Source organism: Thalassospira sp. B30-1 (assembly GCF_015767575.1).
In the GTDB taxonomy this organism is placed as follows: Bacteria; Pseudomonadota; Alphaproteobacteria; order Rhodospirillales; family Thalassospiraceae; genus Thalassospira; species Thalassospira xiamenensis.
This window is the reverse complement of sequence record NZ_CP065232.1, coordinates 2,972,073-2,998,724: the sequence shown is the minus strand read 5'-3', so window position 1 is coordinate 2,998,724 and position 26,652 is coordinate 2,972,073. Positions and strand designations below refer to the sequence as shown.

Below are 26,652 nucleotides of genomic sequence, written 5' to 3'. Positions count from 1 at the left end.
CATATTTCGAGAATGCCCAAAGCGTGCTTTGGGCATTCTTTTTTGTCTGTTGTTGATGATGCATAAAAGGCCACCCGGATGTTCCCGATCACAACCCATCGCCTTATGTTCCAGCGCCCGAAAGGCACAGGAACATTTGCACCGTCCGATATCCTGCGCGCGGTGTTGGCGGTTATTGATCTGGAGGGGCTTGACGATGCCAGGTGCACCGCACTGGCAGAAAGCCAGTTGAACGACGCCGAAAAGACCCGATTGGCGGGGTTCCGGCATGATCGCCGCCGGAAAAGTTTTATTCATGGACGGTTGGCGGCGAAGGCGGCGTTGAGCGCGTATTTTCCGGGGATTGATCCGCAATCGATTGAAATAGGATCGGGGGTGTTTGATCAGCCGATAATTGTTGGCGGCGGGGATGATTTGCAGGGCATGTCGGTTTCGCTGTCGCATTCGGATCGGTTTGCGGTTGCCCTTGTTTTTCATCGTGCCCATCCGTTGGGCATTGATGTCGATCTGCCGACGATCACGGATGTGCCCGCAATTCTTGACGGGATCGCCCCCGACGTGCGGGACATGATCCGTGCCCATGATCTTGACGACCACGGGGCGGCCTGCCTGCTTTGGGTGGCGCGCGAAAGCCTGGCCAAGACCATTACCACGGGGATGATGACGCCGCTTGAACTTTACGCGCCGTCATCAATTGATCGCAAGGGGGCCTGTTTTGAGGTGCGGTATGCCAATTTCGGCCAGTATCGCACCCTCATCTGGCCCGGTGCGCAGGGGTGGCTTGGCCTGACATTGCCGGATCAAACGGAGTTCGATCCGGCAAGCCTGCTCTCAAGCATGCTCTGGGGTTAGAGCTTTTTTTCAATATGAAGGCGGATGCGTTCGGCGACTTCGATCACATGGGGATCGAACATCATCGATCCGTGGGTGCCGCTGACCCATTCAAGGGTCAGATTGTCGCCCGCGACCTTTTGCCAGCCGCTATATTGATCGCCTTCGATGCTGGGTGCGGCGCGGGTTCCGGTTGTCGGACGCAGCAGCAGGACATCAATCCCGTCAATTTTCGGCGGGACATAATGGACGGCGGCGAGTGCGTTATTCTGGAACACGGCGAGCAGGCGGCGCATGGTGCCGCGATCTGCCTCGTCGGGCAGAAGGTCGCAATTCTTGCCGCGTTCGAGCAACAGGTCGATGCGTTCCTCAGGCGTTAACGGACGCAATTCGTCAACCGTGACAAGGCCGAGCTCGGCAAAGATATCGGCAAGATATTCTGCCTCGCCCTTGCGCAGGATGGCACGGACCGCATCGGGCACGGCAATCGCATCGAGCAGGATGATATTGCGTACATCAATGCCGGCCTGCTGCATGCGGAAGGCGGCCTCAAACGCCAGCAATCCGCCGAAGCTCCATCCGATGACATGAATCGGGCCGTCGGGAACGGTTTCGCGGATGGCGGGCATGTAGGCGGCCACCATTTCCTCGACCGTTGGCTGCAAATTCTGGCCTTCTTCGAGGCCTTGGGCTTCGACCATGTAAAGTGGCTGATCGGGGCCGAATTCACGGGCAAGGTTTTGATAGCACAGCACATTGCCGCCGACCGGATGGAAGCAGATCATCGGTGGTTTGGTACCCGCAGCATTGACAGTGACAATCGGGCTTTTGGCGTCACTTTCGTTTTCGCGTTCGGAAATGCGCGCGGCGAGTTTTTCGACCGAGGCACAGGTAAACAGATCACCGAGCGGGATTTTGACGTTGGTAACCTTGTTGATTTTTGACAGGAACTGAACCGCAAGAACACTGTGACCGCCGAGTTCAAAGAAATCGGCGGTGGCGTCATCCACAGTGCAATCAAGGACTTCGCCCATCAGGCGGGCAACGGTGCGTTCATGGTCGCTGCCAAGCGGCTTTGCGGTGGTGCTTGTGGCATGATCGGTATTTTCGGGGATGGGAAGGCGTGAAAGATCGATCTTGCCATTTACGGTCAGCGGCAGGTCATCCATCGTGATCAGGTGGTTGGGCACCATATAGTTCGGCAGGGCCTGTTCAAGTTTTGCCCGGCATGCCGCGACATCGAAATCGGCATGGGCATCGTCATCGGTGACGACATAGGCGACCAGAACAACATTGCCGTTCTGGTGACGGTCATGGGCCACCACGGCCGCACGGCGGATATGGGGATGGGCGAGCAGGGCATGTTCGACTTCGCCCAGTTCGATGCGGTTGCCGCGGACCTTGATCTGACCGTCTTCACGGCCAAGGAAAATGATTTCACCGTCACTGCGCCGTCGGCCCATATCGCCGCTGCGATAGAACCGTTTGCCGTTGGGATCGGTGACAAATTTCTGTGCGGTCAGGGCCGGGTCGTTCAGATAGCCGCGCGCGACACCGGCACCGCCAATGCGGATTTCGCCCGGAACCCCATCGGGTAACGGACGGCCCATATCGTCGCAGATTTCAATATGAACGCCCTGAATGGCCTTGCCGATGGGGGGCGGCAGAATCTGTTTATGGTTGTGCGCGGTCATCACATATTGCGCCGATGAAACGCAGCATTCTGTCGGGCCATAGGCATTGACCAGTTTGCGGTCGGTCTGGCCGGGCAGGGCAAAGAAACGTTCGACCATTCGGGTGGACACGGCTTCGCCGCCCAGAACCACCATCCTTGCCGGGCAGGAAAGCCTGTTTTCTTCCCAGTAGTCGAGCAGCAGGGAAAACAGGCTTGGCGTTGCGTCAAGCTGATCAATGGCGTTGGCAACCATCAGGTTATGCAGGGCTTCGGGGTCGCTTCGCGTAGCCGATCCGGTGATGTTCAGGCAATGCCCGTTCAGGATGGCGGCGAAAATCTGAACGATGGAGCCGTCAAAGGCAAAGGGCGCGATACAGGTCAGGTTCAGGACGCGGTCCGGATCATCGGCACCGATCTGTTTTAACTGCGTATCAAGAACCGACTGGGCCAGGTTTACAACCGAGCCATGTTCGATCTGAACACCTTTGGGCGTGCCGGTGGTGCCGCTGGTGAACAGGACATAGGCAAGATCGTTTGCGTTGGTGATGCTTGCAGTGTGCGCATCACTTGCGGCATTCAGGGCGGCCAGATCGTGGCGTCGTTTTTGCGACGGGGCGGGCTGTTGGGCCGCATCCGTTGTCAGGACGAAATCGAATGTGTAGGGGGCCGGGTCGAACCCGTCCGCATCGATTGCGGATCGTTTGGCGGCAAAGCCGCCCTGTTCGCGTGCCCAGTCTTCAAGGAAGCATTGAGGGACAAACAGGTCTTCGAGGAAATCGAGACGGGTGTTGTAGCCTTTGCCCGCCGTGTCACGGGCAAACTGCGCCAGATCGGCAAGGTAATCATCGCGGCGATCCGCATCCCAGACATTGCCAAGATAAATGGCCCCGCCGGGGGCGAGCAGGTTTTTTGCCTTTGCCAGGACGGTTCGCAGATAACCGTAGCCGGGGAAGTTTTCGATGACGCTGTTCATAATGATCAGGTCGAATGAGCCCGGTTCATAAACATCGATATCATGTGCGCCAAGCTGCCGACCGATGACATGGGTCATGCCAAGATTGATCGCCAGGGCCTCGGTCCGTTCGACGTTGCGGCGCGACAGATCGGTCGCGACATAGGTGCCGACCACGGGAGCGACGTGTTTCATGGTGAAGCCGGACGCACAGCCGATTTCAAGCACACGGGCATCGCGCGATACCAGACCGGCGACCTTGTTCCGCGCATTTGCCCCGAAGGCATCCATGGCACTTTGTGCAATTGGTTGCCCGGTGAATGCACTTTTCCAGCCACCCGCCAGAATGTTGTCGGCATCGTCACCCGCCAGATGATCCCACAGTTCGACCGACATCAGGGAGCCGTGATTTTCCGTCAGGGTATCGATATCGTCATGGTCAAGGCATAGAATATCGGTGACGGTTTTGCAGCGCCACTGCAACTGGTGCAGATCGCCGATATGAGCGCCTTCGGATATGATCAGCGGTAGCGCTGCATTGCGGACCAGTGTGGTGCGGCGGATCAGCGGCACATTCGGATCAAGCGGCACAAAGGCGAGGCCTGCCTTCAGGACGCCAAGGGTTGCTGCGATGTAATGGCGGTTGCGCCCGGTCATCACACCGACAAGCGAGCCGACGGGCAGGTTAAGTCCGGCAATGAAATGCGCGATACGATTGCTTTGGCGGTCCAGTCCGGCATAGCTGATTTCGCCGGTTTCATCGCGGGTTGCGATGCGATGCGGATGAGCCGCGGCAATCTTCGCAAACCGATCGGTGATGCTGCCGGTTGTTGCCAATGGCTGGAGATCGGGTTGGTTGTCTGCCCCGGGTGGTGTATCGAGGGTTTCGAAATCGAAATCGGCGATTTTCATTATGCGTCCCTTTGGGCATTTTGTGCGGCAGCAGCGGCGAATTTGCCAAGGAAGGCCAACCAGCGCTGCATGGTTTCCGCATCGAACAGATCGGTATCATATTCAAGGGTGAAGCGTGCCTGACCGGCTTCTTCGGTCAGGAACAGAATGATGTCATGTTTGGCCGTCGTGTTATCGACAAAGGCATCCATATTGGATGGCAGGATGCCCGTAGCATCGGGGGCAAGTAACGGCAGGCCGGATTGAGCCCAGCCGTTTTGCGCCAATCCGCTTACGGCTTCGAAGCGCTGATATTCGAACACCACATTTACCAGTGGCTGACGGTTGGATTTGCGTTTTGGCGCGACGGCCCGGACCAGTTCATCAAACGGGAAATCCTGCCGGTCCAGCGCATTGGCAATATTGATATGGGTGGTACGGATCAGATCGCCAAGATCGGTGTCGTCGTCAAGCTGCATGCGGATCGGCAGGACATTGACGAAGAAGCCGATCAGGCCTTCGGTTTCCATGCGTTCGCGCCCGGCAACGCCCATGCCGATGACCATATCGGTTTGGCGCGTCAGGCGATAGAGCACGGCGGAAAACAGCGACAGACCAACCGATGACAGGGTTGTTTTGTTCAGGCTGGCAAGCCGATGCAGGCCCGATAAAACATCATCGGGCAGGGCAAGATGTACATGCGCGCCGCGGAAGGATTGTTTTTCCGGTACAGGGCGATCCGTTGGCAGATTGATCTGTTCCGGGGCATTGGCAAGCTGTTGACGCCAGTAATCGGCGGCATCGGCCCAGTTCTGTTTGGATTGCCAATGGGCGAAATCCTTATACGTGATCGGAAGTTGCGGCAGGGCAGCGTTCCGTTCATGGACAACGGCGTCATAAAGCGCGCCAAGTTCATTGATCAGGATGCGCGAAGACCAGCCATCGCCGACAATATGATGGGTCATCAGGATCATCAGGCATTCATTTGCCGCCACCTTGATCACACGCCCGCGGATCAGGGGCGGCTGGTCAAGGATGACCGGTGTTGCGGCTTCAAGCCGTGTCAGGCGAAGGGCTTCGCGGGCCGGATCGCCATGACCGGAAAGATCATCAAACGCGACGGCAGGCGGCGTGGTGGCGTGGATTTTCTGCGTGATCGTGCCGTCCTGTTCGGCAAAGCCCGTGCGCAATGTTTCATGACGGTCCACCAGACGGGTCAGGGCGGATTGCAGGATATCGGCCCGCAAATCACCGGTGCAGCGGAAGACATAAAGCATGCCATAGGCACCGCTGTTGCCGTCCATCTTTGAGAGCAGATAAAGCCGTTTTTGCGCGTGGCTGGCCGGGTAATATTCCATTGCCGGGGCGCGCGGGATTTGGCCATTACCGGTGGCGGCGATATCAATGGTGGCATTTTCGATATGGCGGGCCAGCCCCGCAACCGTTGGATCGGCAAAGAAGCCGGCCATGCTGATGCGTTTGCCGGTCCGGTCCGCAATGCGGTTTACGATCCGGATTGCCATCAGACTGTGACCGCCAAGCTGGGTGAAGCTTGCGTGGCGGTTACGGATGGGGTTTGCGAAAACCTCGGTAAAGATATCGGCAACCAGTTCCTCGGCCGGGGTGGCGGGCGGGGTATCTGTGCCGCCGTCAAGGGCCAGCGCACTTGATTGCGTGCGCACCGTTTCGAGCAATGCCTTGCGATCCACCTTGCCATTGGCGGTGATCGGGATGGTATCGACGATATGCCATTTCGCCGGGATCATGTAGCCTGGCAGATGTGTGCCAAGCCACGTCATCAGGGCAGGGATATCGATATCCTGATCCTGTGTCGTCTGAATACAGCCGATGATTGCCCCGCCGTCAGGCGCGGTGGCATCAAACAGGGCAACGGCATTTTTGATGCCGGGTGCGGATTGAAGCTGCTGTTCGATTTCATCCAGTTCGATGCGGAAACCGCGCAATTTGATCTGATTGTCATGGCGGCCGCCAAATTCGATCCGGCCATCGCGGGTCCAGCGGGCAAGGTCACCGGTGCGATAGAGCCGTTGGCCCGGCTGATCGGGATCGGGGATGAACCGTTCGCGGGTCAGGTCGGGGCGTTGCCAGTATTCGCGCGCCAGCCGTGAGCCGCCAATCATCAATTCGCCCCAGACGCCGACGGGCGCGCGTTGACCGTTCTGATCAAGGATCAGGGTTTTGGTGAAGGGGATCGGTTTGCCGATAATGGTGGCATCGGTATCGCCCGACAGATCATTTTCGGCGATCGGGCCGACAACGGCAAAGGTGGTGCTTTCGGTCGGACCATAGCCGTTCAGAACCGTGACATCGGGGCAGGTGGCGATAAAGGTTCTGACATGCTGTTTGCTGATGGCATCCCCGCCGATCATCAGGATATCAAGTCCGGCAAGGGTGCGGGGATCATGATCGACCTGACGGTTGAACAGGCCGACACTCATGAACATTTTCGCGACACCAAATTGCGACAGAGCATCGCCGAATTTGGCCGGATCAAGCAGGTCATCCCGGTCAATTACGGCGATTTCCGCCCCACGCAGCAAGGTCGCCCAGATTTCAAAGGTCGAGGCATCAAATGCCAGCGGCCCCGCCTGTGCCACCACATCACCAGCGACGATTTTGGCGTAATCCGCCCCAAATGCCAGCCGATGCACGGCCCCCTGTTCGATCAGAACCCCCTTGGGCGTTCCGGTCGAGCCCGAGGTATACATGATATAGGCAGGCAAACTGTCCGGGTTGGTCAATTCGGGCAGGGTGAAGTCCGCCGGTGCCGGGGCAATGCCCGCGATATTTATCCGTTGCGGGGATGGACCGCCGGTTTCGGACAGTGCATCAAGCGCGTCATATCCGATGTCATCGACCAGAACCAGTTTGGCGCGGCTGTCTGACAGGATGAATTGATTGCGCGCCGCCGGATAGGCCGGATCAAGCGGGACATATCCCGCGCCGATGGCGGTAATCCCAAGAATTGCCGCAATGGCCGGACGACCGCGTTCAATATGCATCGCAACCAGATCGCCCGGTTTGACTCCGGCAGTTTGCAGGCAATGGGCAATGGCGCGCGCCTTGGCATGCAGTTCCCCAAAGGTCCATGTGCTGTTGCTATCGCGGATGGCAGGGGCATCGGGGGTGACGGAGGCCTGATTGGCGAATATCGCAAAGATCCCGGCATTCGTGTCCGCATCAAGGCTGGTTTCCGGTTGCGGACCCTGTTCCCAGATTTCGATATTTGTTTTCTGATCATCGGGCAGAAGATCAAGATCGGCAATCGGTATGGTTTTCGCGGTAGTTTCCGTCGTAACCAGTTTTTGCAGGGTTTTTGTGAAGATGTGACCGAGTTCGATCATGCGCGCCTGATCGAACATATCGGCATAATAGTCAAACGAGATGGACATTCGTTCGGGCAGATCACGGACAAAGATCGCCAGATCGTTTTTGCATTGCTGCCGGCTAAGGCCGATGGGGAGCATGGCTTTGGCCTGATCATCCGGTCCGTAATCGCCCTGCGCATAGTTCATGTAAGACAGGGATATTTCGGACAGCAGGGTGCGTTCGGGGGTGGCAGGTGGCGAGAGATCATCGAGCAGCAGATCAAGGAAATAGGCCCGGTGGCGTAGCGCATCGATATGGTGGTTTTGCACCTTGTGCAGTAGGGATGCGAAGGTTTCATCATTAGCAATCTGCATGCGGAGCGGCAAAAGCGATACCATCATGCCCGGCACGTTGCGGAAACCCGTCCCGTCGCGCTGGTTGACCGGGACGCTGATCACCAGATCGTCGGTTGCGGTGATCCTGCCAAGCACGGCAAACCACGTTGCCATCATGAGCGAGAACATGGTGACGCGTTGATCTGATGCGAATTTCCGTGCCGATTTCAGCAAGGCCGGATCAATATCAAACGCGACGATTTCGCCCCTGAAGCTGTGGAAGGCCGGGCGTCTGCGATCAGACGGCAGATCCAGTTTCGGAAGCGGCCCCTGATAGAGGGAAAGCCAGTAATCACGTGCCGTTTCAAGCCGCTTGAGGCTTTCGGGTTGCTGGCTCCAATACGCGTAATCGCGAAGCTGATAAGGGAGTGGGGCCAAGACCTGCCCACGATAAAGGGCCAGCAAATCCCCCAGCAGCATTTCAATGGTAAAGCCATCGCAAACCGTGTGATGGATATCAAAGAACAGTGCCTTTTGACCATTGGCAGCGCAGATCAGACGCCAGCGCGCGGGGATTTCCGTTGCCAGATCGAACGGCATGACAAGGTCCGCGCCGACATCTTCAAGTGATAGCGAAGCATCAAGTTCAATCGGCGTCAGATCGGGCAGGGCGTCATGAAGTGGCAGAATTTTCATCGCCCAGTCATCGCCATCGGCAATCAATCGGGTACGCAGGATTTCGTGGCGTTCCGTCAGGCGGGAGATGGCATCGCGCAGGCGATCAAGATCGATACTGTCATCAAGCATGAAGGCATGCGGCAGGTTGAAGGCCGTACCCATATTGCCGCTATGTTCGGCATGCAGAACGGAAACCTGTTCGGGGGCCAGCGGATAGAATTCCATTTCAGGCGCGCGGCGCGGATCGATTTTGAGCCCGGTTTCTGTTGCTGCCTTTACGGGTTTTGATGCCGATGGCAGAGATGTTTCTTCGGCTGGGGGATTTGCCGATGACTGGGGAAGTTCCGCCGTTTCAACGGATGGTGATATTTTTGCGGCCAGTGCGGTGATCGTTGGGGTTTCAAACAGATCGGCAAGACCGATATTGCAGGAAAGTTCGGCATTCATGCGATCAACGATCTGCATGCCGGTGATGGAATCGCCGCCCAGGGCATAGAAATCCTCGTCCGGGTCGATGGTGTCATAACCAAGGATTTCAGCCCAGATTTTTGCAATTTTTTCCGCAGGAGTGGCCTTTTCGTCCGATATCGCGTCATGATGATCGGATATTTCAGGTATGTTGACATCGCCCGCCGGTGACGGGGCGAATTGGGCCGTCAGATCGGATACCGTCGGTGCGGCAAACAGGTCCGAAATCGCCAGCGACAGGTTCAGTTCGGCATTCATGCGGTCGACGATTTGCATGCCGGTGATGGAATCGCCGCCAAGGGCAAAGAAATCATCATCCGGTGCGATGGCATCATAGCCGAGTGTTTCGGCCCAGATGGCCGCGATCTTTTGCGGGATATCCGGTGCCGTGACGGATACAGATGCCGGTGTGGTCACGGGTTTTTCCGGTTGTACGGCTGTTTCACCGGCAAGGGCCGGATCAAGCACGACAAGCTGTGCAGCGGTGCTGCACATGGCATCGCGCCAGAAGACCGGGGCCTGTTGCGGGGTGATGGCGGCCCCGTCCTGAAGCGGTACATTGTGGCGCGCCGCCATGCCCTGATCGGCAAGGGCACACCAGTCGATGGTCAGTGCCGGGCGGCCCTGTGACCTGCGGTAACGGGCAAAACCGTCAAGGAAGGCGTTGGCCGCACTATAGGCGGCCTGACCGGGTACACCGACGATGGCCGTCAGGCTGCCGAACATGACAAAGGCCTGCACGGGGTCGTTAAGGGTCAGGGCGTCAAGATGACGGGCTCCGTTGATCTTGGCGGCCATGATGGCGTCGAACGCATCCATGTCGCGCACGGCAAGGAATCCGCCATCAGCAAGCCCGGCGGCGTGCGCGATGGCGGTGATCGGGCCAAGACTATTTCGGATCGTGGCAAGGGTATCGGACAGGGCGTTTTTATCGGCAACGTCGCAGGTGTGGATTGATACTTTAATACCCTTGGCGCGCAGGTCGGCCAGTTTAGACTGCGCAATGGCATCAAGACCGTCTTCACCGCGACGAGCAAGAAGGGCAAGCGTGATTTTGCCGCCCAAAGCCATTTCATCGGCAAGGGCTATGGCAAAGCCGCCGGTGCCGCCGGTCACGACACAGACGCCATGATCGGGCCAGTTGGGTTGCGGCAGGTTATCGTGCCCTGAAATCGGGCGCAGTTTGCGGTGATAACGGACCTGATTGCGATAAACCGAAACCGGATCGCGGCCAGGATCGGCTGCCAGTTCACCACCGACATGCGCGATGAAATCAGCCGGTGCGATATCAGTAAAGGAAAGGGCAAGACGCGGTTCTTCGGCGGCCACCGCGATGGCAACACCGGCAGCGGCACTTTGATCCGGGGAGGCCGGAATGGTATCGCGGTCGATCTGATAGGCACCGCTTCCGGCAACGACAAGCCGCATCCGTCCGCGCATCGAGCGCAGGATATCGCGCAGGCATCGGGCGGTGCGAAGGGCGATGTCTTCGCCCGGCTGCAACGCCAGAATGACGTTTTGTGCCTTTGCCAGCATATCCTTGCCGAGCATATCGGGATGGACGCGTTGACATGCAGGCGGGATCGGCCAGAAATCGCCATCGGCAATCATGATGGTGTTTTCGGGAACCGGTTGCATTTCAACCGTGCCCGGCAACCAGTCAATTTCGAGCAGTTCCGGTATGGCGGATGCGGCTTTGCCGTTAACATCCCCCGAGAAACGAATGCCGCGTATGGTCAGAAGCAGTTTTTGGCTGTCGGCATCAAAGAAGGTGAAGTCGGCCTGGCCCGGATGACGACGTTCGGCACATACAATGATATCGCCGCTAAACGGGGCGTGCAGCGTGATTTCGTCAATGCCGACGGGGAGAGAGCCATTATCCTCGGTCGTCAGAATCATGCTGCATGCAATATCAGCCATGGCCGGATGAATGATCCAGTCGCGCAGGTCGGCATGATATTGCGGTTTCAGTTTCAGATGCGTGATCGCCGTGGTTTCGTCCGCGCTGTAATGCATGGACATCCGGCAATCCCAGCGGTCGCTGATCGAAATCGGGCCGATCTGGGGGGCATGGGGCAGAACATGGGCCTGCAAGGTGCATTTTGCCCGCACATGATCAAGTGACAGCGAATTGTCTGTCCGGTTCTTTTCCGGTGCGTCATTGGCCCAGCGCGCGGTGGCAAAGACCGACCATTTGCCATTTTTCAGACGGCCACCCAGTTCGACATGACCGTCATTTCCAAGCAGCAGCGTTGCCGTACCATCGGGCAGGGCATTGGGAAGAAGGGCCTTTTGCCATTTAAGGTCGGAAATATGAACGGTTTGGTCGCCTGTCCCGTTTCGGGCCGCTGCTGCGATCATGGCGGGAACCGCCATGCCGACCAGTGTCGGTTGTCCGTTCAGGTGATGTTCATTTGTCGGCCAGAAGGACGGGGAGGCGACCGGAATGGCAAAGCAGCGGCCCCTTTCGGTTTCGACCGGGCCGGTCATGATGGCGGTATCAGGTGCCCGGGTGTCGCCAAAGACCGGTTTGCAAACGATTTTCGCAAAAGGTGCATGGGGAAGGGACACGCGGCGCGCGCGCATGTCGTCGGGCCAGATCAGGTTCGCACCGGCCAGCCATTCACGAGCGTTGGCGGTTGCATCGGCAGGATTGGTCGAAACCGCAGAAACCGATGATGCCCTAGTGGCAGGTTTGGGGGCCGCGCAATTTGCCGTTTCACCGGCGATCAATCCGGCAAGAGCGTTAAGAACGCTGTCGCGATCCGACACCGCAACGGCGAAGCGATGCTTTAGCTGATCGCGACCGTTGGCAAGCGTGTGGCAGATGTCACGGACATCAAGGGTGGTGTCCCTGGCGATGTCGCGATGCAGTTTGGCGGCATAGTCGGATAATGCCGCCTCGTTGGCAGCAGACAGCGCAAGGATGAAGGTCCCGTTTCGCGCGGCTTCATCCTGTGTTTCATCCTGTGGATTTGCGCTGCGTTTCGGGGCGGCTTCAAGGATCACATGGGCGTTGATGCCGCTTAGCCCGAAGGAGCTGACACCGGCGCGTTTGGGCGCACCGCGATCTGCCAAGGGTTCAAGGCGATTGGTCGGGCGCACCGGGGCCCGGGCGAAATCAATCCTGCTGTTGGGGGTTTCAAAGAAGGGTTGTGGCGGGGCTTGATCAAAGCGGAGTGCCATGATGGCGCGCGCAAGGCCAAGGGCCCCCGCCGCCCCATCAAGATGGCCATAATTCCCCTTGGCCGAGCCGATCAGGGCAAAGCCATGTTCATCCGTGCTTCCGGCAAAGGCACGGGTCAGGCCATCGATTTCAATCGGATCGCCAAGCGATGTGCCGGTACCGTGGGCTTCGATATAGGATATGGAACCCAGTTCGATGTCCGCCGTTTGCGCGGCCTGCCTAATGACATCGGCCTGCATGGCTGGGTTGGGGGCGGCCGCCCCGCTTGAGGCGCCATCCTGATTGACGGCACTGCCGCGGATGATGGCATGGACGGGATCACCATCGGCGATGGCGTTGCCAAGCGGTTTGAGGACAAAGACAACGCTGCCTTCGCCCATGCCGGTACCATCGGCGCCGTCGTCAAAGGCGCGGGTGCGGGCGGTGGAAGAATCAATCGTAAAGCCGCCGTCCGCATCGGGCGGGCAGGGGATCAGTTTTGCGCCACCAGCAAGGGCGATGGTGCATGTGCCGCTGCGCAAATTCTGGCAGGCCTGATGAACCGCGACCAGCGATGACGAGCAGGCGGTATCGACGATACTTGCCGGGCCGCGCCAGTCCTTTAGGAAGGACAGGCGTGTGACCATGTTTGACGGCACGTTAAGGGCAAAGACCTGTTCGGCCTTGTCACGTGCGACATGTTCCATGGCAACGCGCCATGCCGGGTTTGCCCCGCCACCGGCAAAAATGCCGACCTTTTTACCGCGCAGGGCCTGCCCGCCATAACCGGCATTTTCCATCGCCATCAGGGCGGTTTCGATAAACAGGCGTTGTTCCGGGTCAATCAGGGCGGCATCGGCGGGTGCCATGCGGAAACGGCCCGGATCGAAATCAAAGATGCGGTCAAGATAGGCCGCTTCGCGGAAGCGGGCCGGAACCGAACGGCCAATGGCGGCCATCATGTCGCGGGTTTCATGATCGCGTTCGGGCGGAAGCGGACGGACGCGATCCGCCCCGCGAGCAACATCGGCCCAGAATGTTTCGATATCGTCCGCCCCGGCAAGCTGAAGTCCGATACCGATCACCGCAATCGGTTCGTCGGTGGCAAGCCGGGCACCCTGCGCCGACGCAAGATCGTCGGTTGCGAGATCCAGCCCGGCCAGAAGTTCAGCTTGGCGGGCGATGGTGGCACTGGCGAACAGATCGGCAATGCTGACCTTGCCGGGCCAGCGGGCATTGATTTTTTCATGCAGGCGCAGCAGCAAAAGCGAATTGCCGCCGACATCAAAGAAACCGTCTTCGCGATCCGCCATCACACCGGGCAGGATTTCCTGCCACAATCGTTGCAGAACGCGTTCCAGATTTGCCACATCATGATTTTCGGCGTCGGGCTTTGCCGCGATAGCCGGTTTTGATTTCCGGCTGGCGGTTTTGGGTGAACCGGCCATCGGTGTGCCCGAAAGGGTCTTTCGGTCGACCTTGCCGCTGCTGGTAAGCGGGAGATGATCAAGGGCAAAGAAACGCGCAGGGATCATATATTCGGGCAGGCGGGTGCGCAGATGATCGCGCAGGACACCAATGGTCAGGTCGCCATCGCCCAGCACAAAGGCATGCAATTCATCAAGTTCGCCAACCCGCACCGCCTTGACCAGGGCGCGTTCAACCAGATCGTGGCTTTCAATCGTGGTTTCGACTTCGCCGCATTCGATGCGGAAGCCGCGAATTTTGACCTGATGATCGATCCGGCCAAGATATTCGACCGATCCGTCGGCAAGGAAACGCCCCAGATCGCCGGTGCGATACAGTTTATGTCCCGGGTTGCGGGGATCGTCGGGGAATTTTTCAGCGGTCAGTTCCGGGCGGTTGCGATAACCGCGTGCAATTTGCGGCCCACCCAGCACGATTTCACCCGCAATGCCAATCGGCATGTCGCCAAGCCTGTCATCAAGGATGCGAATGGTGGTGTTGGCAATCGGTTTGCCAATCGGAACGATATCGGGATTTTCAAGCGGCGAGCAGGCATGCCAGGTGACATCCACCGTCGCCTCGGTCGGGCCGTAAAGGTTATGCAGTTCGGTTCCGAAGCGATCAAACAACAGATCGTTGAAGCGCTTTACCAGTGCCGGGTCGAGCGCCTCGCCACTGGCGAAAACGCGTTTGAGGCTGCCAAGATGTTCGATGTCGACCAGCCCGTGTTCGACCGAGAACAGGAAACTTGCCAGCATCGAAGGCACGAAATGCATGGTGGTGACGCCATGATCGCGAATGGCCTGGGCAAGTTGTTGCGGATCGCGTTCAACACCCGGATCAGGCAGAACAACGCGCGCGCCCGTCCATGACCACCAGAACAGTTCCCAAACCGACACATCGAATGTGATCGGGGTTTTTTGCAAAATGACGTCTTCGGGGCCAATCGGGAAGGCGTCCTGCATCCAGAGGATGCGGTTCAGAACGCCGCGATGGGCGATTTCGACACCTTTCGGGCGACCGGTCGAGCCGGAGGTGAACAGCACATAGGCAAGGTCATCGGGGGCGTTGATCGCATCAGGAATATCGGCATCTTCGCTGCCATCGATGATCAGGACTTTATCGGCGTCAAACAGATCGGCCAGATCGGCGGTGGTGATAACGCGCGGATAGCCAAGATCATCAAGCATATCCGTGCGGCGCTGTTCGGGGTGATCGGGGTCAAGGGGGCTATATGCCGCACCGCATAGAAGAATCCCGTGAATGGCGGCCAGCATATCGATTGAGCGACGCACGGCAACGCCGATGACATCACCCGGACCAACCAATGCCGCACGCAGTTTTGCGGCAATCCCGGATGCACGACGGGCGAATTGTTCATAACTTAGCGTTGCAGATGTTCCGATAACCGCCGGTGCGCCGGGTGTCGCACGGACCTGATCGGTGAACGGTTCGGAAATGCTGCGTTCAATCGCAAGGTCAAGATCGGTGGCATTGAATTGATCGATCCGGGCGCGTTCGTCGGCCGGCAAAATCGGCAATTCGGCGATTTTGGCGCTTGATGACGTGGACAGGGCCGCAGCAGCAAGGATTTCAAGCCGGTTGAAAATCGCCTGAATGGTGGATTTGTCAAACAGGTCGGTATCAAATTCGATCTGACACAGCAGGGCGTCGTTCTGTTTGCTGAAATAGAATGCAAGATCGAATTTCGAGAACGGGAATTCTGTTTTCAGCAGCGAGAGTTCGGCATCGCCGAGTTTTCCAAGGTTAGGGATGCTGTCCTGCCAGGCGACCAGAACATCAAATAGCGGATTGCGCGCAGGATCGCGTGGCGCATTGACGGCGGCCACAACATCCTCGAACGGGGCGGCCTGATCGGACAGGGCATCGATGATGGTTTTGCCGGTTTGGGCCAGATGATCGTCAAATCCGGCGTTCGGATCGACATTCTGACGCAGGACAACGGTGTTGACAAAGAAGCCGACCACATCATCAAGGGCGGTCTGTTCACGGCCCGCCACCAGCATGCCAAGCGGGATATCGGTCTGCCCGCATTGGCGGTACATCAGGATTTGGACCAAAGCGGTCAGAATGGAAAAGGCGGTTGTGCCATGCCGATCCGCCGCATCATTGATCAGACGCGCGGTTTGTTCGCCAAAGGCAATTTCATGGAAATCACCCGCAAAACGCCGTGCCTTAGGCCGGCGGCGATCCGTTGGCAGGGCAAGCGGTTCAGGCAGGGGCAACAGCCGTTCTTGCCAGCGGGCCAATAGATCCTTGCCGCCGGTTGAGCTTAAATAGCCATGTTGCCAGCTTGCAAAATCCTCGTAATGCCGGTCGAGCTCCGGCAAGGGCGCGGCGGGGCTGCCGGTTTCGGCGGCATAAAGGGCGGCAAGATCGCGTAGTAATGTTGGCATCGACCAGCCATCACAAATCGCATGATGCAGGGAAACCAGCATCCAGTGACGGTCGGGGGCAAGTGTGATCAGATCGGCCCGTGCCAATGGTTTGTTTTCAAGGTCGAACGGACGGACGGTTTCGCGTGCGATGAACAGGCGGGCGGGACCTTCGTCCATTTGATGGCGACCAAGTTTCAATGAACCGACCGGTGCCAGATACTGGCTGACGCCATCAGGATGATGGGGATCGGATTTGAAACGCAGGCGCAGCGCATGTTGCCGTTCTTCAAGTTTATGAAGGGCGGTCTGCAATGCATCGGCATCAATCGGGCCATTGATTTCAAACGCGGCCGGGACGGAATAGACCGCCATGTCGGGCTGCATGCGTTGCAGAACCCAAAGGCGGGCCTGTCCGCTTGAAAGCGGGAATTTCGGGCCATCTGCCTTTGGAATCAGGAATTGTTTGCCATTCTGTTTATGGTTGGCAAGCAGGGTTGCGATCCCGACGACTGTTCGGGCGACAAAGATATCCTGAAGTTTCGGGCGGACGCCGGTGGATTTTTCGAGCAATCCGGCAAGGCGCATGGCGACAAGGCTGTGCCCGCCCAAGGCAAAGAAATCCGACGATGCGGTAATGTCCCGGTTGCCAAACAGGGCCCTGAATTGTTCGGCAACGATCTGTTCCAGTTCGTTGCTGGTGGCGGCGTTGCCGGTTTGGGGAGCAAGCGGTGCCGTATTGGCCAGGGCACCAAGGAGCTGTTTGCGATCTACCTTGCCATTCACATTGACCGGCAGATGATCCAGCACCACAAACCGTTCGGGGATCATGTAATCGGGCAGATTGCGGCCAAGGATCTGCATCCAGACATTGCTGTTATCCTGATCGGCGGCGACGGCCGCACCAAGGAAGGCATCGGCACCGACGCCAACCGGCATCACGCAGGCATTGCGGATGCCGTCAATCTGGCTCAGTCGTTTTTCAATGGCGGCGGTTTCAATCCGGTGTCCGCGAATTTTGACCTGCCCGTCACCACGGCCGCCAAATTCAATCACACCATCTGAGCGCCAACGCGCGCGGTCGCCGGTTTTGTAAAGGCGGGTTTCGGGTAAATGATCGAACGTGACGAATGCCTTGGCGGTGCGTTCGGGCGCGCCGGAATATCCCAGCGCCAGCCCGTCGCCCGCGGCGTAAAGTTCACCCCAGATCCCGGTCGGAACCGGTTGCCCGCCAGTATCAAGAATATAGGTGCGCGTATTGCCAATCGGCCGGCCAATCGGGATGGTGGCCGAATTTACGTCATGTGGCGTGATCGGATGGATACAGGTAAAGGTCGTGTTTTCCGTCGGGCCATAGCCGTTGATCAGGGTAAGGTCCGGGCAGGCGGCCATGACTTTTTGCAGGTGAGGGGGGCTTAGTGCCTCCCCCCCGGAAAGCAGTCGTTTGAGTGGGGCAAAGCAACCTGGCGCGTCATCGGCAATACGGTTAAACAGGCTTGCGGTCAGCCACATGGTGGTCACACCGCCACCTTTAAGGGCATTGCGAAGGGCGGTTGGATCAAACAGGGTTTCGTTATCGATCAGAACCAGTTTGCCGCCATTCAGAAGCGGTGCCCAGATTTCAAGGGTTGCGGCATCAAAGCCAAGTGATGCGGCCTGTGCCATCACATCGGTTTCATCAAACGCAAGCGCCCGATTGTTCAACACCAGTCGTGCAACAGCCCGGTTGGGGATCAGCACCCCCTTGGGCGCACCGGTGGAGCCGGACGTGAACATGACATAGGCCAGATCATCGCCCGTACGTTTGGCGAAGGTCGCATCCGATGTTGCGTTGGCGTCGGGCAGTTGCGCAATACGAACGCGATCAGACAGGCCCGACAGGCGTTCAAATTCGGCGTTGTCACACAGCAAAGTACGGGCACCGCATTCTGCCATCAGGGCGGCAATGGCATCGGCAGGCAGAGATTTGTCAATTGGCAGATAGGCCGCACCATGCCATGCGATACCAAGAAGGGTGATAATCGCATCAAGGGTACGATCAGCGGCAAGGGCGACAATCGACCCGGGGGCAACATCAAGGGCATCAAGACCGGCAGAAACGGCGGAAACGTGTTGCCCCAACGTGCGATAGGTGATTTTTCGGTCGCGATCCTGCAGGGCAATTTTATCCGCGTTGGCCGGGTTGGTGACCTGACGGGCGAGCAATTCGCCAAGGCCGCAATCGCGCGGGTAATCCGATGCGGTATCGTTAAGTGCTACGGTCAGGTGATCATGTTCGTCGTCAGGCAGCAGATCAACAAGGCCAAGCGGCATTGCCGGGTTTTTGGCAAGCGCACGCGCAAAGGTCAGGAAACGTTTGGCAAAACGTTCGATCCATGCTTCGCCAAAGACGTGGCTTTGATATTCGACAGCCAGAGATGTTTCCGGGCCGTTTTTCATCATGCCGACCATCAGGGGGAATTTGCCCGCCCCGAAGTCGAGATCTTCGATCACGAAGGGGCTGTCGCTGGATTCCATCACATGGACGGCATCGAATGGCAGGCCGGTCGGGCCCTGTGCCGCCTGTGTCAGATCATGCATCAGGCGCGACAGGGGGTAATCCTGCACGTCAAGCATGGAAAGAACTTCGTGCCCGACCTGTCTGGTCAGGGTATCAAGATTATCTGCCATATCCGGTTTGATCGCGACGGGCAGGACATTCACAAAGCAGCCCATCGACTGCATGGTTTCCTTGTCCCTGCGACCGGCAAAAGGCAGCCCGATGACGGCTGTGGCGTTTTCCTTGTGCCGCGCGATCACAGCGATGGTCAGGGCGGCCCAGAGGGTAGTCTGGGTTGTTTTGCGGGTATGGCTGGCAAGCTTTGCGAAAGCCTCGGCGTCTTTGCCGGTCAGTTTGATCAGAAGGCGTTTGCCGCCGCCATTCCGTTCTGCTGCCGGGTCGTCAGGCAGACCGGCAGATAACAGTTTATCGGTTCGGGCCGACCAGAATTTTCGCGCGATTTCGCCGCGTTCCCGATCCAGATTGCGATGTGCATTGCGCACAAGTTTTTCGATATCAGGGATGTTTCCGGGCGTGTTTCCGGCAAGGATGGCAAGAAGCTCTTTTTGCAGCAACATGATCGATTGGCCATCAAAGCACATATGATCGATCGCCATGGCCAGTTGCGGGGCTTTTCCGTCGTCATGTTCGATATAGCCAAACCGGGCCAGAGGACCCGTTGCGAGATCAAAAAGATCGTGGCGGATTTCTCGGGTGGTGTCGATTTTGCGCACAGTGACCGGCATATCGGCATGCACGCGCTGGATCAGCTGCCCGTCCTGTTCGAGAAAGGTGGACCGGAGGGCATCATGGCGTTTGACGATGGCGGCAATCGCATCGCGGACCGCATTGAAACCGGTTCCTTTGGGAAGGGTGATGCCTGTAACGATATGGTAATTGGCACTTGCCGGTTGGTCACGTCTTGCAATCCATTGGCCTTCGATGGCGGGATGGGCCGGGAAGGATTTGAGGATCGGACCTGCTTTGGTGTCATGACTTTCGGCATCGGAAGGTTCACGCAGCAAGCTGAGGATTTCGGCCTTCAGGTCACGGGTTTCGGATTTCAGGGCATCATCAAATGCACCGGTCGGTGCATCAAAACAAAGATCGTGCCCGTTGGCATGCAGGCTTAGCACAATGTCGCGCTGACGGAGTTTGTCGAGCAGGTTGCGCGCGGTTTGTGTGCGGCGTGACAGCTGATCGGTATTCATCACAGAACTCCCTGTTCACGTGACGGGCGGGGGGCTGTTGTGGCCGGTTTTGCTGTTGCCGTTGCTGTTGGCGCGGATCGGGCATTGGTCGGCGGGCTGTTTGTCTCAAAGGATGCAAGCAGGTTGGCAACACCTGAAACGGTGCGGCCTTCGAACATTACGGCGGTGGGAATTTCGGCAGTCAGGACTTCGGAAAGCCGTGTTGCGATCCGTACGGCGAATAAGGAGTCCCCGCCAAGTTCAAAGAAATCATCATCGGGGCCGATTGCCGGATCGCCAAACATATCGCGCCAGACGGCAAGAATGGCGGATTGCGTGTGTGTTTCGGTTTGGGCATCGGACGTATTTTGTGCCGGGTTTCGTGCCGGGGGCAATGTGGCCTCCACCGGGGCAGCGGCAACGGCGATAGATTTGGGATCGGCGTTCACGGTGGTTGCCTTCTCCGGCCAGAAGCGGCGTCGGTCAAAGGCGTAGGTCGGCAACGGAATGCGATGGGCATCACGGGTTTGGTTTACCCGATCCCAATCGGGCGATGTTCCCATGACCCAAAGCCGGGAAATCGCAACGGCCAGTGCGTTTGACCCGGTGATTGCGGCATCCGTTTTTCGGGCGGCATCGGGGCCGGGGGCAGGTTGCAAGGCAATGCTGTTGCCGGTCGCTGTGCCATTAACAATGGCAAGGCGGCTTGCCGTGTTGCCAAAGCCGCATTCGACCATGATCGTTTCGGGCATTTCGGCCAGAAGTCCCTTGATGTTATCGGCAAAGCGCACCGCATTGCGCAGATGTTGAACCCAGTAATCGGGATTGGTGGCGTCTTCGGGTGTCAGCCAGTTGCCAGTCAGGTTGGACTGGATCGGAAGGGTTGGCGCGTTCAACCGGATTTTGGCGACGACATGGCGGAATTCATTCAGAACCGGTTCCATCATCCGTGAATGGAAGGCATGGGAGACCACAAGCCGACGACCGGATTTACCCTGTGATTTGATGTATTCTTCAAGCGCATCAATGCATTCGGTGCTGCCCGCCACCACGCATTGACGCGGGCCGTTGATTGCAGCCATCGACAGATCGGGGCCAAAGGCCGACAGAAGATCACCGACTTCGGCCTCGGTCATGGACAGGGCAAACATTGATCCCGGTTCGGTCTGCCCCATCAGGCGACCGCGCATCACCACAAGGCGAAGCGCATCTTCAAAGGACATGACCCCGCCAATGCAGGCCGCGACATATTCGCCAATGCTGTGCCCGGCCAGTGCTGCGGGCAAAATGCCGTTTTCGATCAGCCAGTTTGCCAGCGCATATTCATAAATGAACAGAGCGGGCTGGGCGATTTCGGTGCGTGCCATGCGGCTTGATGTTGCCGGGCTTTCATCGGGAACGGTCAGCAATTCAAAAAGATCATCGGGGCCGCCCGTCTGTGCCACATGCTTGCAGGCATCGCGGATCATCTTTGCCGATGTTTGATCCACTTCATAAAGGCCTTTTGCCATGCCCGGTCGTTGCGATCCCTGACCGGGGAACAGGAAGGCGATGGGAGGGATATTGCGTTGGGCAACGGCCTGATGGCGGGCGGTCGATTTCGGATGGGTCAGGGCTGAAACCGCAGCCTTGATGTTCGTGGCAACGATGGCGGCCCTGAAACGATAGGCGTGACGCCGTGACAGGCTGTTTGCGACATCGGATATCGCAATGTCTGATCCGTTGCGGTCAAGCCAGCTTGCGGTGTTTTCCAGAAGTTTTTGCAAGGCGGGTTCGCTTGCCGCCGAGAAGGGCAGGATACGGGGAATATCGTTTTGTGTCTGGCGTGATGCCGGTTCATCGAAACGGGGGGCTTCTTCGATAATCACATGCGCATTGGTGCCGCCAACCCCGAAGCTGCTGATGCCCGCGCGCAGCGGTTCATCATCATTATTCGATAATGGTTGAGCAGTGTTGTTTATTTGAAATGGTCCCTGATCCAGACCAAGGTTTTCATTCGGTTGATTGAAATGGCAGGTCGGCGGAAATACCCGATGGCGGATTGCCAATACGGCCTTGATCAGCCCGGCCATTCCGGCGGCACTGTCCAGATGGCCAATATTGCCCTTGACCGAGCCAAGCCACTTTGGATGCGTTGGCGTTGTATCGGCTTTTGCATAAACCTTGTTCAGTGCGGCGATCTCTATCGGGTCGCCAAGCGCGGTTGCGGTGCCATGGCCTTCGACAAAGCGGATGGTCGAGGGATCGATCTGGGCATCGTCAAGGGCCGTTTGAATGGCCTTTGCCTGACCATCGACACTGGGCGCGGTGAAGGCGGCCTTTGCTGAACCGTCATTGTTGATGCCGACACCCTTGATCACCGCATGGATGGTGTCCCTGTCGGCAATGGCATCATCAAGACGTTTCAGAAGAATAATGGCCGCACCGCTGCCGCCGACAACGCCGTCTGCCTTGCTGTCAAACGGACGGCAAACGCCGCTTCGTGATCCGATGCCGCCCTGCGTGAAATAATATCCGCCAGCCGGGCTAAGCCCAAGGGCCGCCCCACCGGCAAGGGCGACGCGGCATTGACCGGATCGCAACGCATTGACGGCCAGGGCAAGATTGACAAGCCCGGTCGAACAGGCGGTCGAGGATGCGATGGCGGGGCCAGTCAGGTTCAGCTTGTAGGCAAGCCTTGTTGCGGCAAAATCCTTGTCATTGCCGAGTGTCATGCCATACCGGATCGCATCGGGGCGGTCGCGCAGGCGATCACGCAGGCTGTCGACCAGATAGGTCGGGAAACCGACGCCGACATAAGCCCCAACCGGGCCGTCACGTGCGGGATCGCAAGATCCGTCTTCCAGAGCGCTAAGGGCGACTTCAAGCAGCAGACGTTGTTGCGGATCGGTTTCGATGGTTTCCCCCGCGGTCATGGCAAACGGTGCGGGATCGAACATATCGAGATCGTCAAGAATCCCATGGCGGGCGATGAAATCGGCGTCTTCGAGCGCCGACGGATCGCCGCCCATTGCGCGCAGGCGGGAAATATCGACGTCCTTTATCTGATCGATACCGTTTTCAAGCATCGACCAGAATGCGTCGCGGTCATTCGCGCCGGGCAGGCGCATCGCCATGCCAATAATCGCAATGTCGTGATTTTCAGACACATTGCGTTGGGGCTTTACCGGTTCGGCTTGTGCGGTTTCGGGGGCATGTTGATCACCCGCACAAAGGTGACGTGCGAAGGAATTAATGGTCGGGTGCTGGAATATTTCCACCGATGCAATGTTGCGCCCGGCGAGTTTTGACAGGGCAAACTGGGCGCGCGGTACCAGCAATGAATGGGCGCCAGCTTCAAACAGGTTGGTGTCAAATTCAATTTCGTCTGTTTCGATCAGCTCCATCCAGATTCTGGCAATTTTACCGGCCAGTTGGTGGATGCGCGCCTGATCGGGTTTACGGGATGCAGGGGGCGATGCTTTGGATGCAACAGGCTGTTTGCCATCCGGGTTTCGGGCGAATTCGGCAAGTGCCTTGCGGTCGATTTTGCCCGACGGCAAGAGGGGTAGCGTTTCCACCCATTCAATGCGGGTCGGAACGGCCGCATCGGACAGGTGGCGCGCCAGTTCTGCGCGCACGGTTGCTGCGTCCGGGCGTTTCGACGGGCTTGCGTTGGATAGAAGATAACCGATCAGTTCGCCGCCATGTTTGGTTTTGACATGCAATACCGCAGCCCGTCCGACGCCGGACAGGCGCGAAAGCTGGTATTCGATTTCCCCGATTTCGATGCGTTGCCCGCGAATTTTGACCTGTTCGTCCGTGCGCCCGTGAAAATAAAGCAACCCGTCTTCGCCCCAGGAAACCAGATCACCAGTGCGATAAAAGGTTTCATCGGTCTCGCCCGTCGGATCCGTGACGAATTTTTCCTCCGTCACGTCAGGCATATTGATATAGCCGCGGTTAAGTCCTGCGCCGCCAAGGTAAATCTCGCCCGGGACGCCAAGCGGTACCCGTTTTCCGTCTTCGTCAAGTATCCGGACAAAGCCACCCTTGTCGATGCGGCCGAGCGGGATGCTTTTGGTTTGGGGGGCCCTTGGTATCAGATACACGGCGGCATGAATTGTCGCCTCGGTCGGGCCATAGCAGTTCCAGATATCGACGGTTTCGAACGCGGAATAAAGCCTGCGGACGAGTGTTGGCTGCATGATTTCGCCGCCCGTGATCAGACGGCGCAATTTGAAAGCACCATCTGCCGGAACGGCATCGATCACGCTTTCATAAAATGACGGGACCGACATGATGTGGGTGACATGATGTCGTGCCACACCGTTCCAGAATTTATGCCCGTCACTGAGTATCGCGTGGGTCATCAGCCACATGCGATGGCCACGGATCAGCCCGACGCAGAATTGCAGCATCCAGGGATCAAATCCGAGCGACGGGAAAAGACCCATTATTTCAGGGTTGCCGTTTTCATGTGATCCGATACCGAATTGCGCAATGGCGACGTCGATTTTATCGGCAAGGGATTGGTGATGAACGGGAACCGGTTTTGGCTGCCCGGTCGAACCCGATGTATGGAAGACAAAGGCAATATCGTCGCCACAAATATCGGCATGGATATTTTCAAAGGTGATGCTGCCGTCAATGCCGGTTACGGCATTGATATCGTTTACCGTGATGGAGGTGTCGCCGATTTTGTGCCATGTGTCGGTGTTGTCACTCAGAACCAGACGGCAATCAAGATGGCGGGTCATCGACGCATTGCGCGCGATAGGTTGCAACGGATCAAGCTGCACACAGGTTGCCCCGCATTTCAGGATACCGATCACAGCGGCCGTTTGCTGCGCACTGGGGGAAATGTTCATCCCGACAAAATCGCCCGGTGCAATGCCGCATTGTTTCAGGTGGTGGGCGACGGCATTGGCCATATGGCCCAGCGTTGCAAACGTGACTTCGTGATCATCTTCGGTGATCAGGGCGACATCGCCGGGGCGCGATGCAATGGCATGATCGATGCGTTCGGGAATGAGCCGTACCGGAGCCGGCCTTGTGAATGTCGGGCCGGTTTCAAGCGTGCGGATAATGGCAAGCTCGTTCATCGGCGGTGCGGCGATGGCCGCGATATCCTGTTCCGGGTCGTCCAGTGCGCGGGACAGGAAATAACGGAAACGTTCGGCGATGCGCGTAACGGATTTAACGTCGTGGCAAGCGGTGTCATATTGCCAGATGATTTCGGCTTCCTGCCGGTCTGGGCTTATGGCCTGCATCATATAGATCAGGCCAAGATCGGTGACTGGCCCGTTATAGATATTGACCCGGCGTGTATCCAGCCCGGCAAAGGATAAGGGTTCTGCGCCGTCCAGACTGTTGAAAAAGGCACCATTGCCCGAAAGACCCCGGGCACCCAGACGTGCTGCACGCATGCGCGGCGCGCCAAGGCGCATATGACGGACATCGCGACGTGCCCGGGCAAAGATATCACGGGCCAGTTCCGAAAAACGTGTGTGTTTACTTAAATCGGCATCGAAGGGTACGATATAGGAAAAGGCACCCGGTGTCTGGCGTTCAGTCCGCCCCATCCGGTTCAGAAGCGGCATTGTGACGGTCGGTTGTTTGATATGGGTAACCTGACCCAGCAGGATAAAATAGGCGGCCATGACAATCGCGGTGGGCGATGTGCCACAGGCTTTGGCCGTGTGGATCAGTTTGGCAAGGTCGTGCCCATCCAGCGTCTGTTCCAGCCGGGCCTGAACCAGTTTGCCCGACGGTTTGTCCGATGAAAACCGCGTGATCGCGTGATCGTTTTGCAGGCGTTCCTGCCAATAGGCAAGGTCACGTTGATAGGCCGGTGTTTCGGGATAGGTCGCGTCAGCAGCGATAAAGTCGCCATAGGACCCGAATGTGCTTTCGGGGACGGCAGTACCGGTTTTAAGTGCGCTGTAAATTTCCGCCGCGCGTTGCGCCATCAAATGCCCGGCATATCCGTCACAGACCAGATGATGATAAACCCGAACCCACCAGTAACGTCCCGTGCCCAGTTGCAACAGGCGATGGCGGCAATGATATCCGTTTTCCGGGTCAAGTGGCCGTCGGCGGATTTCTTCGACTTCGTTATTGGCGATCAGAACCGGATCATCGGTAAAACTTAAATCGATGACGCTGAAATCAGTTTCGCGGCAGTCATCGGCAAAAGTCTGAAACGGTTTGCCGCCTTCTGATGCAAAGCGCAGACGCAGGGCGTCATTTTCCTGATCGGTTTGGACAATGGCCTTGTAAAGGGCTGCAATATCAAGATCGCCCTCGAACCGGATGACGCTGCAAATATTGTAATTTGCGCAATCGTCGCCCTCGGCCCAGTCAAGCCATATGCTCGACTGCGGCGTTGTAAGCGGTTTTCCCTGCCGTTCTGTCCCCGGCGCAAACGTGTTTGTGCGCATCTGCAACGTCTGACCTTTCAAACGTTGATTGCGCCATGCAGCAAGCGGTTTTTGAAATCCTGTTCAACAGGCTTTTTGTGTGCCCCCAACCACATGGCTCATCCCCAACCATATCCGAAAGAATATGCCCGGGAACGCGCCCTGAATGCAAGTGGTCATAGTAAAAAATTGCAAGTTAAGTCTGTGAAAATACAATCAAAGGTATGCCGGTTAGATACCTGAACAGCTTGATGGTTCTTGTTCCTGGGGGGATTTTGCACCGGGTTATTTCTGTTCGTATAGTGTTGCGATGTCATCCGGATTTGATCGTGG

General features: G+C 57.7%; 4 protein-coding genes. 1 reads left to right on the top strand and 3 read right to left on the bottom strand.

Annotation, left to right across the window (positions count from 1 at the left end):
• The first annotated feature begins 78 nt into the window (after positions 1–78).
• On the top strand, positions 79–852 hold the full coding sequence (locus IT971_RS14210) for a 4'-phosphopantetheinyl transferase superfamily protein (protein ID WP_063096100.1): 774 nt from the start codon (positions 79–81) through the stop codon (positions 850–852).
• On the opposite strand, the gene IT971_RS14205 is transcribed toward IT971_RS14210, so the two are convergent.
• From IT971_RS14205 to IT971_RS14195, 3 genes are read right to left on the bottom strand one after another with little or no spacing between them, the layout of a single operon-like run.
• On the bottom strand, positions 849–4,370 hold the full coding sequence (locus IT971_RS14205) for an alpha/beta fold hydrolase (protein WP_063096102.1): 3,522 nt from the start codon (positions 4,368–4,370) through the stop codon (positions 849–851). The two genes, IT971_RS14210 and IT971_RS14205, sit on opposite strands and share 4 nt — an antisense overlap.
• Complete coding sequence (locus tag IT971_RS14200) at positions 4,370–19,939, bottom strand: non-ribosomal peptide synthetase (protein ID WP_063114494.1); 15,570 nt, start codon at positions 19,937–19,939, stop codon at positions 4,370–4,372. Before IT971_RS14200 ends, IT971_RS14205 begins: the two co-directional genes overlap by 1 nt.
• A complete protein-coding gene (locus IT971_RS14195; protein ID WP_063093461.1) occupies positions 19,939–26,340 on the bottom strand; it encodes a hybrid non-ribosomal peptide synthetase/type I polyketide synthase in 6,402 nt (2,133 codons plus the stop codon). The genes IT971_RS14200 and IT971_RS14195 overlap by 1 nt, the downstream gene beginning before the upstream one ends.
• Positions 26,341–26,652 lie beyond the last annotated feature (312 nt).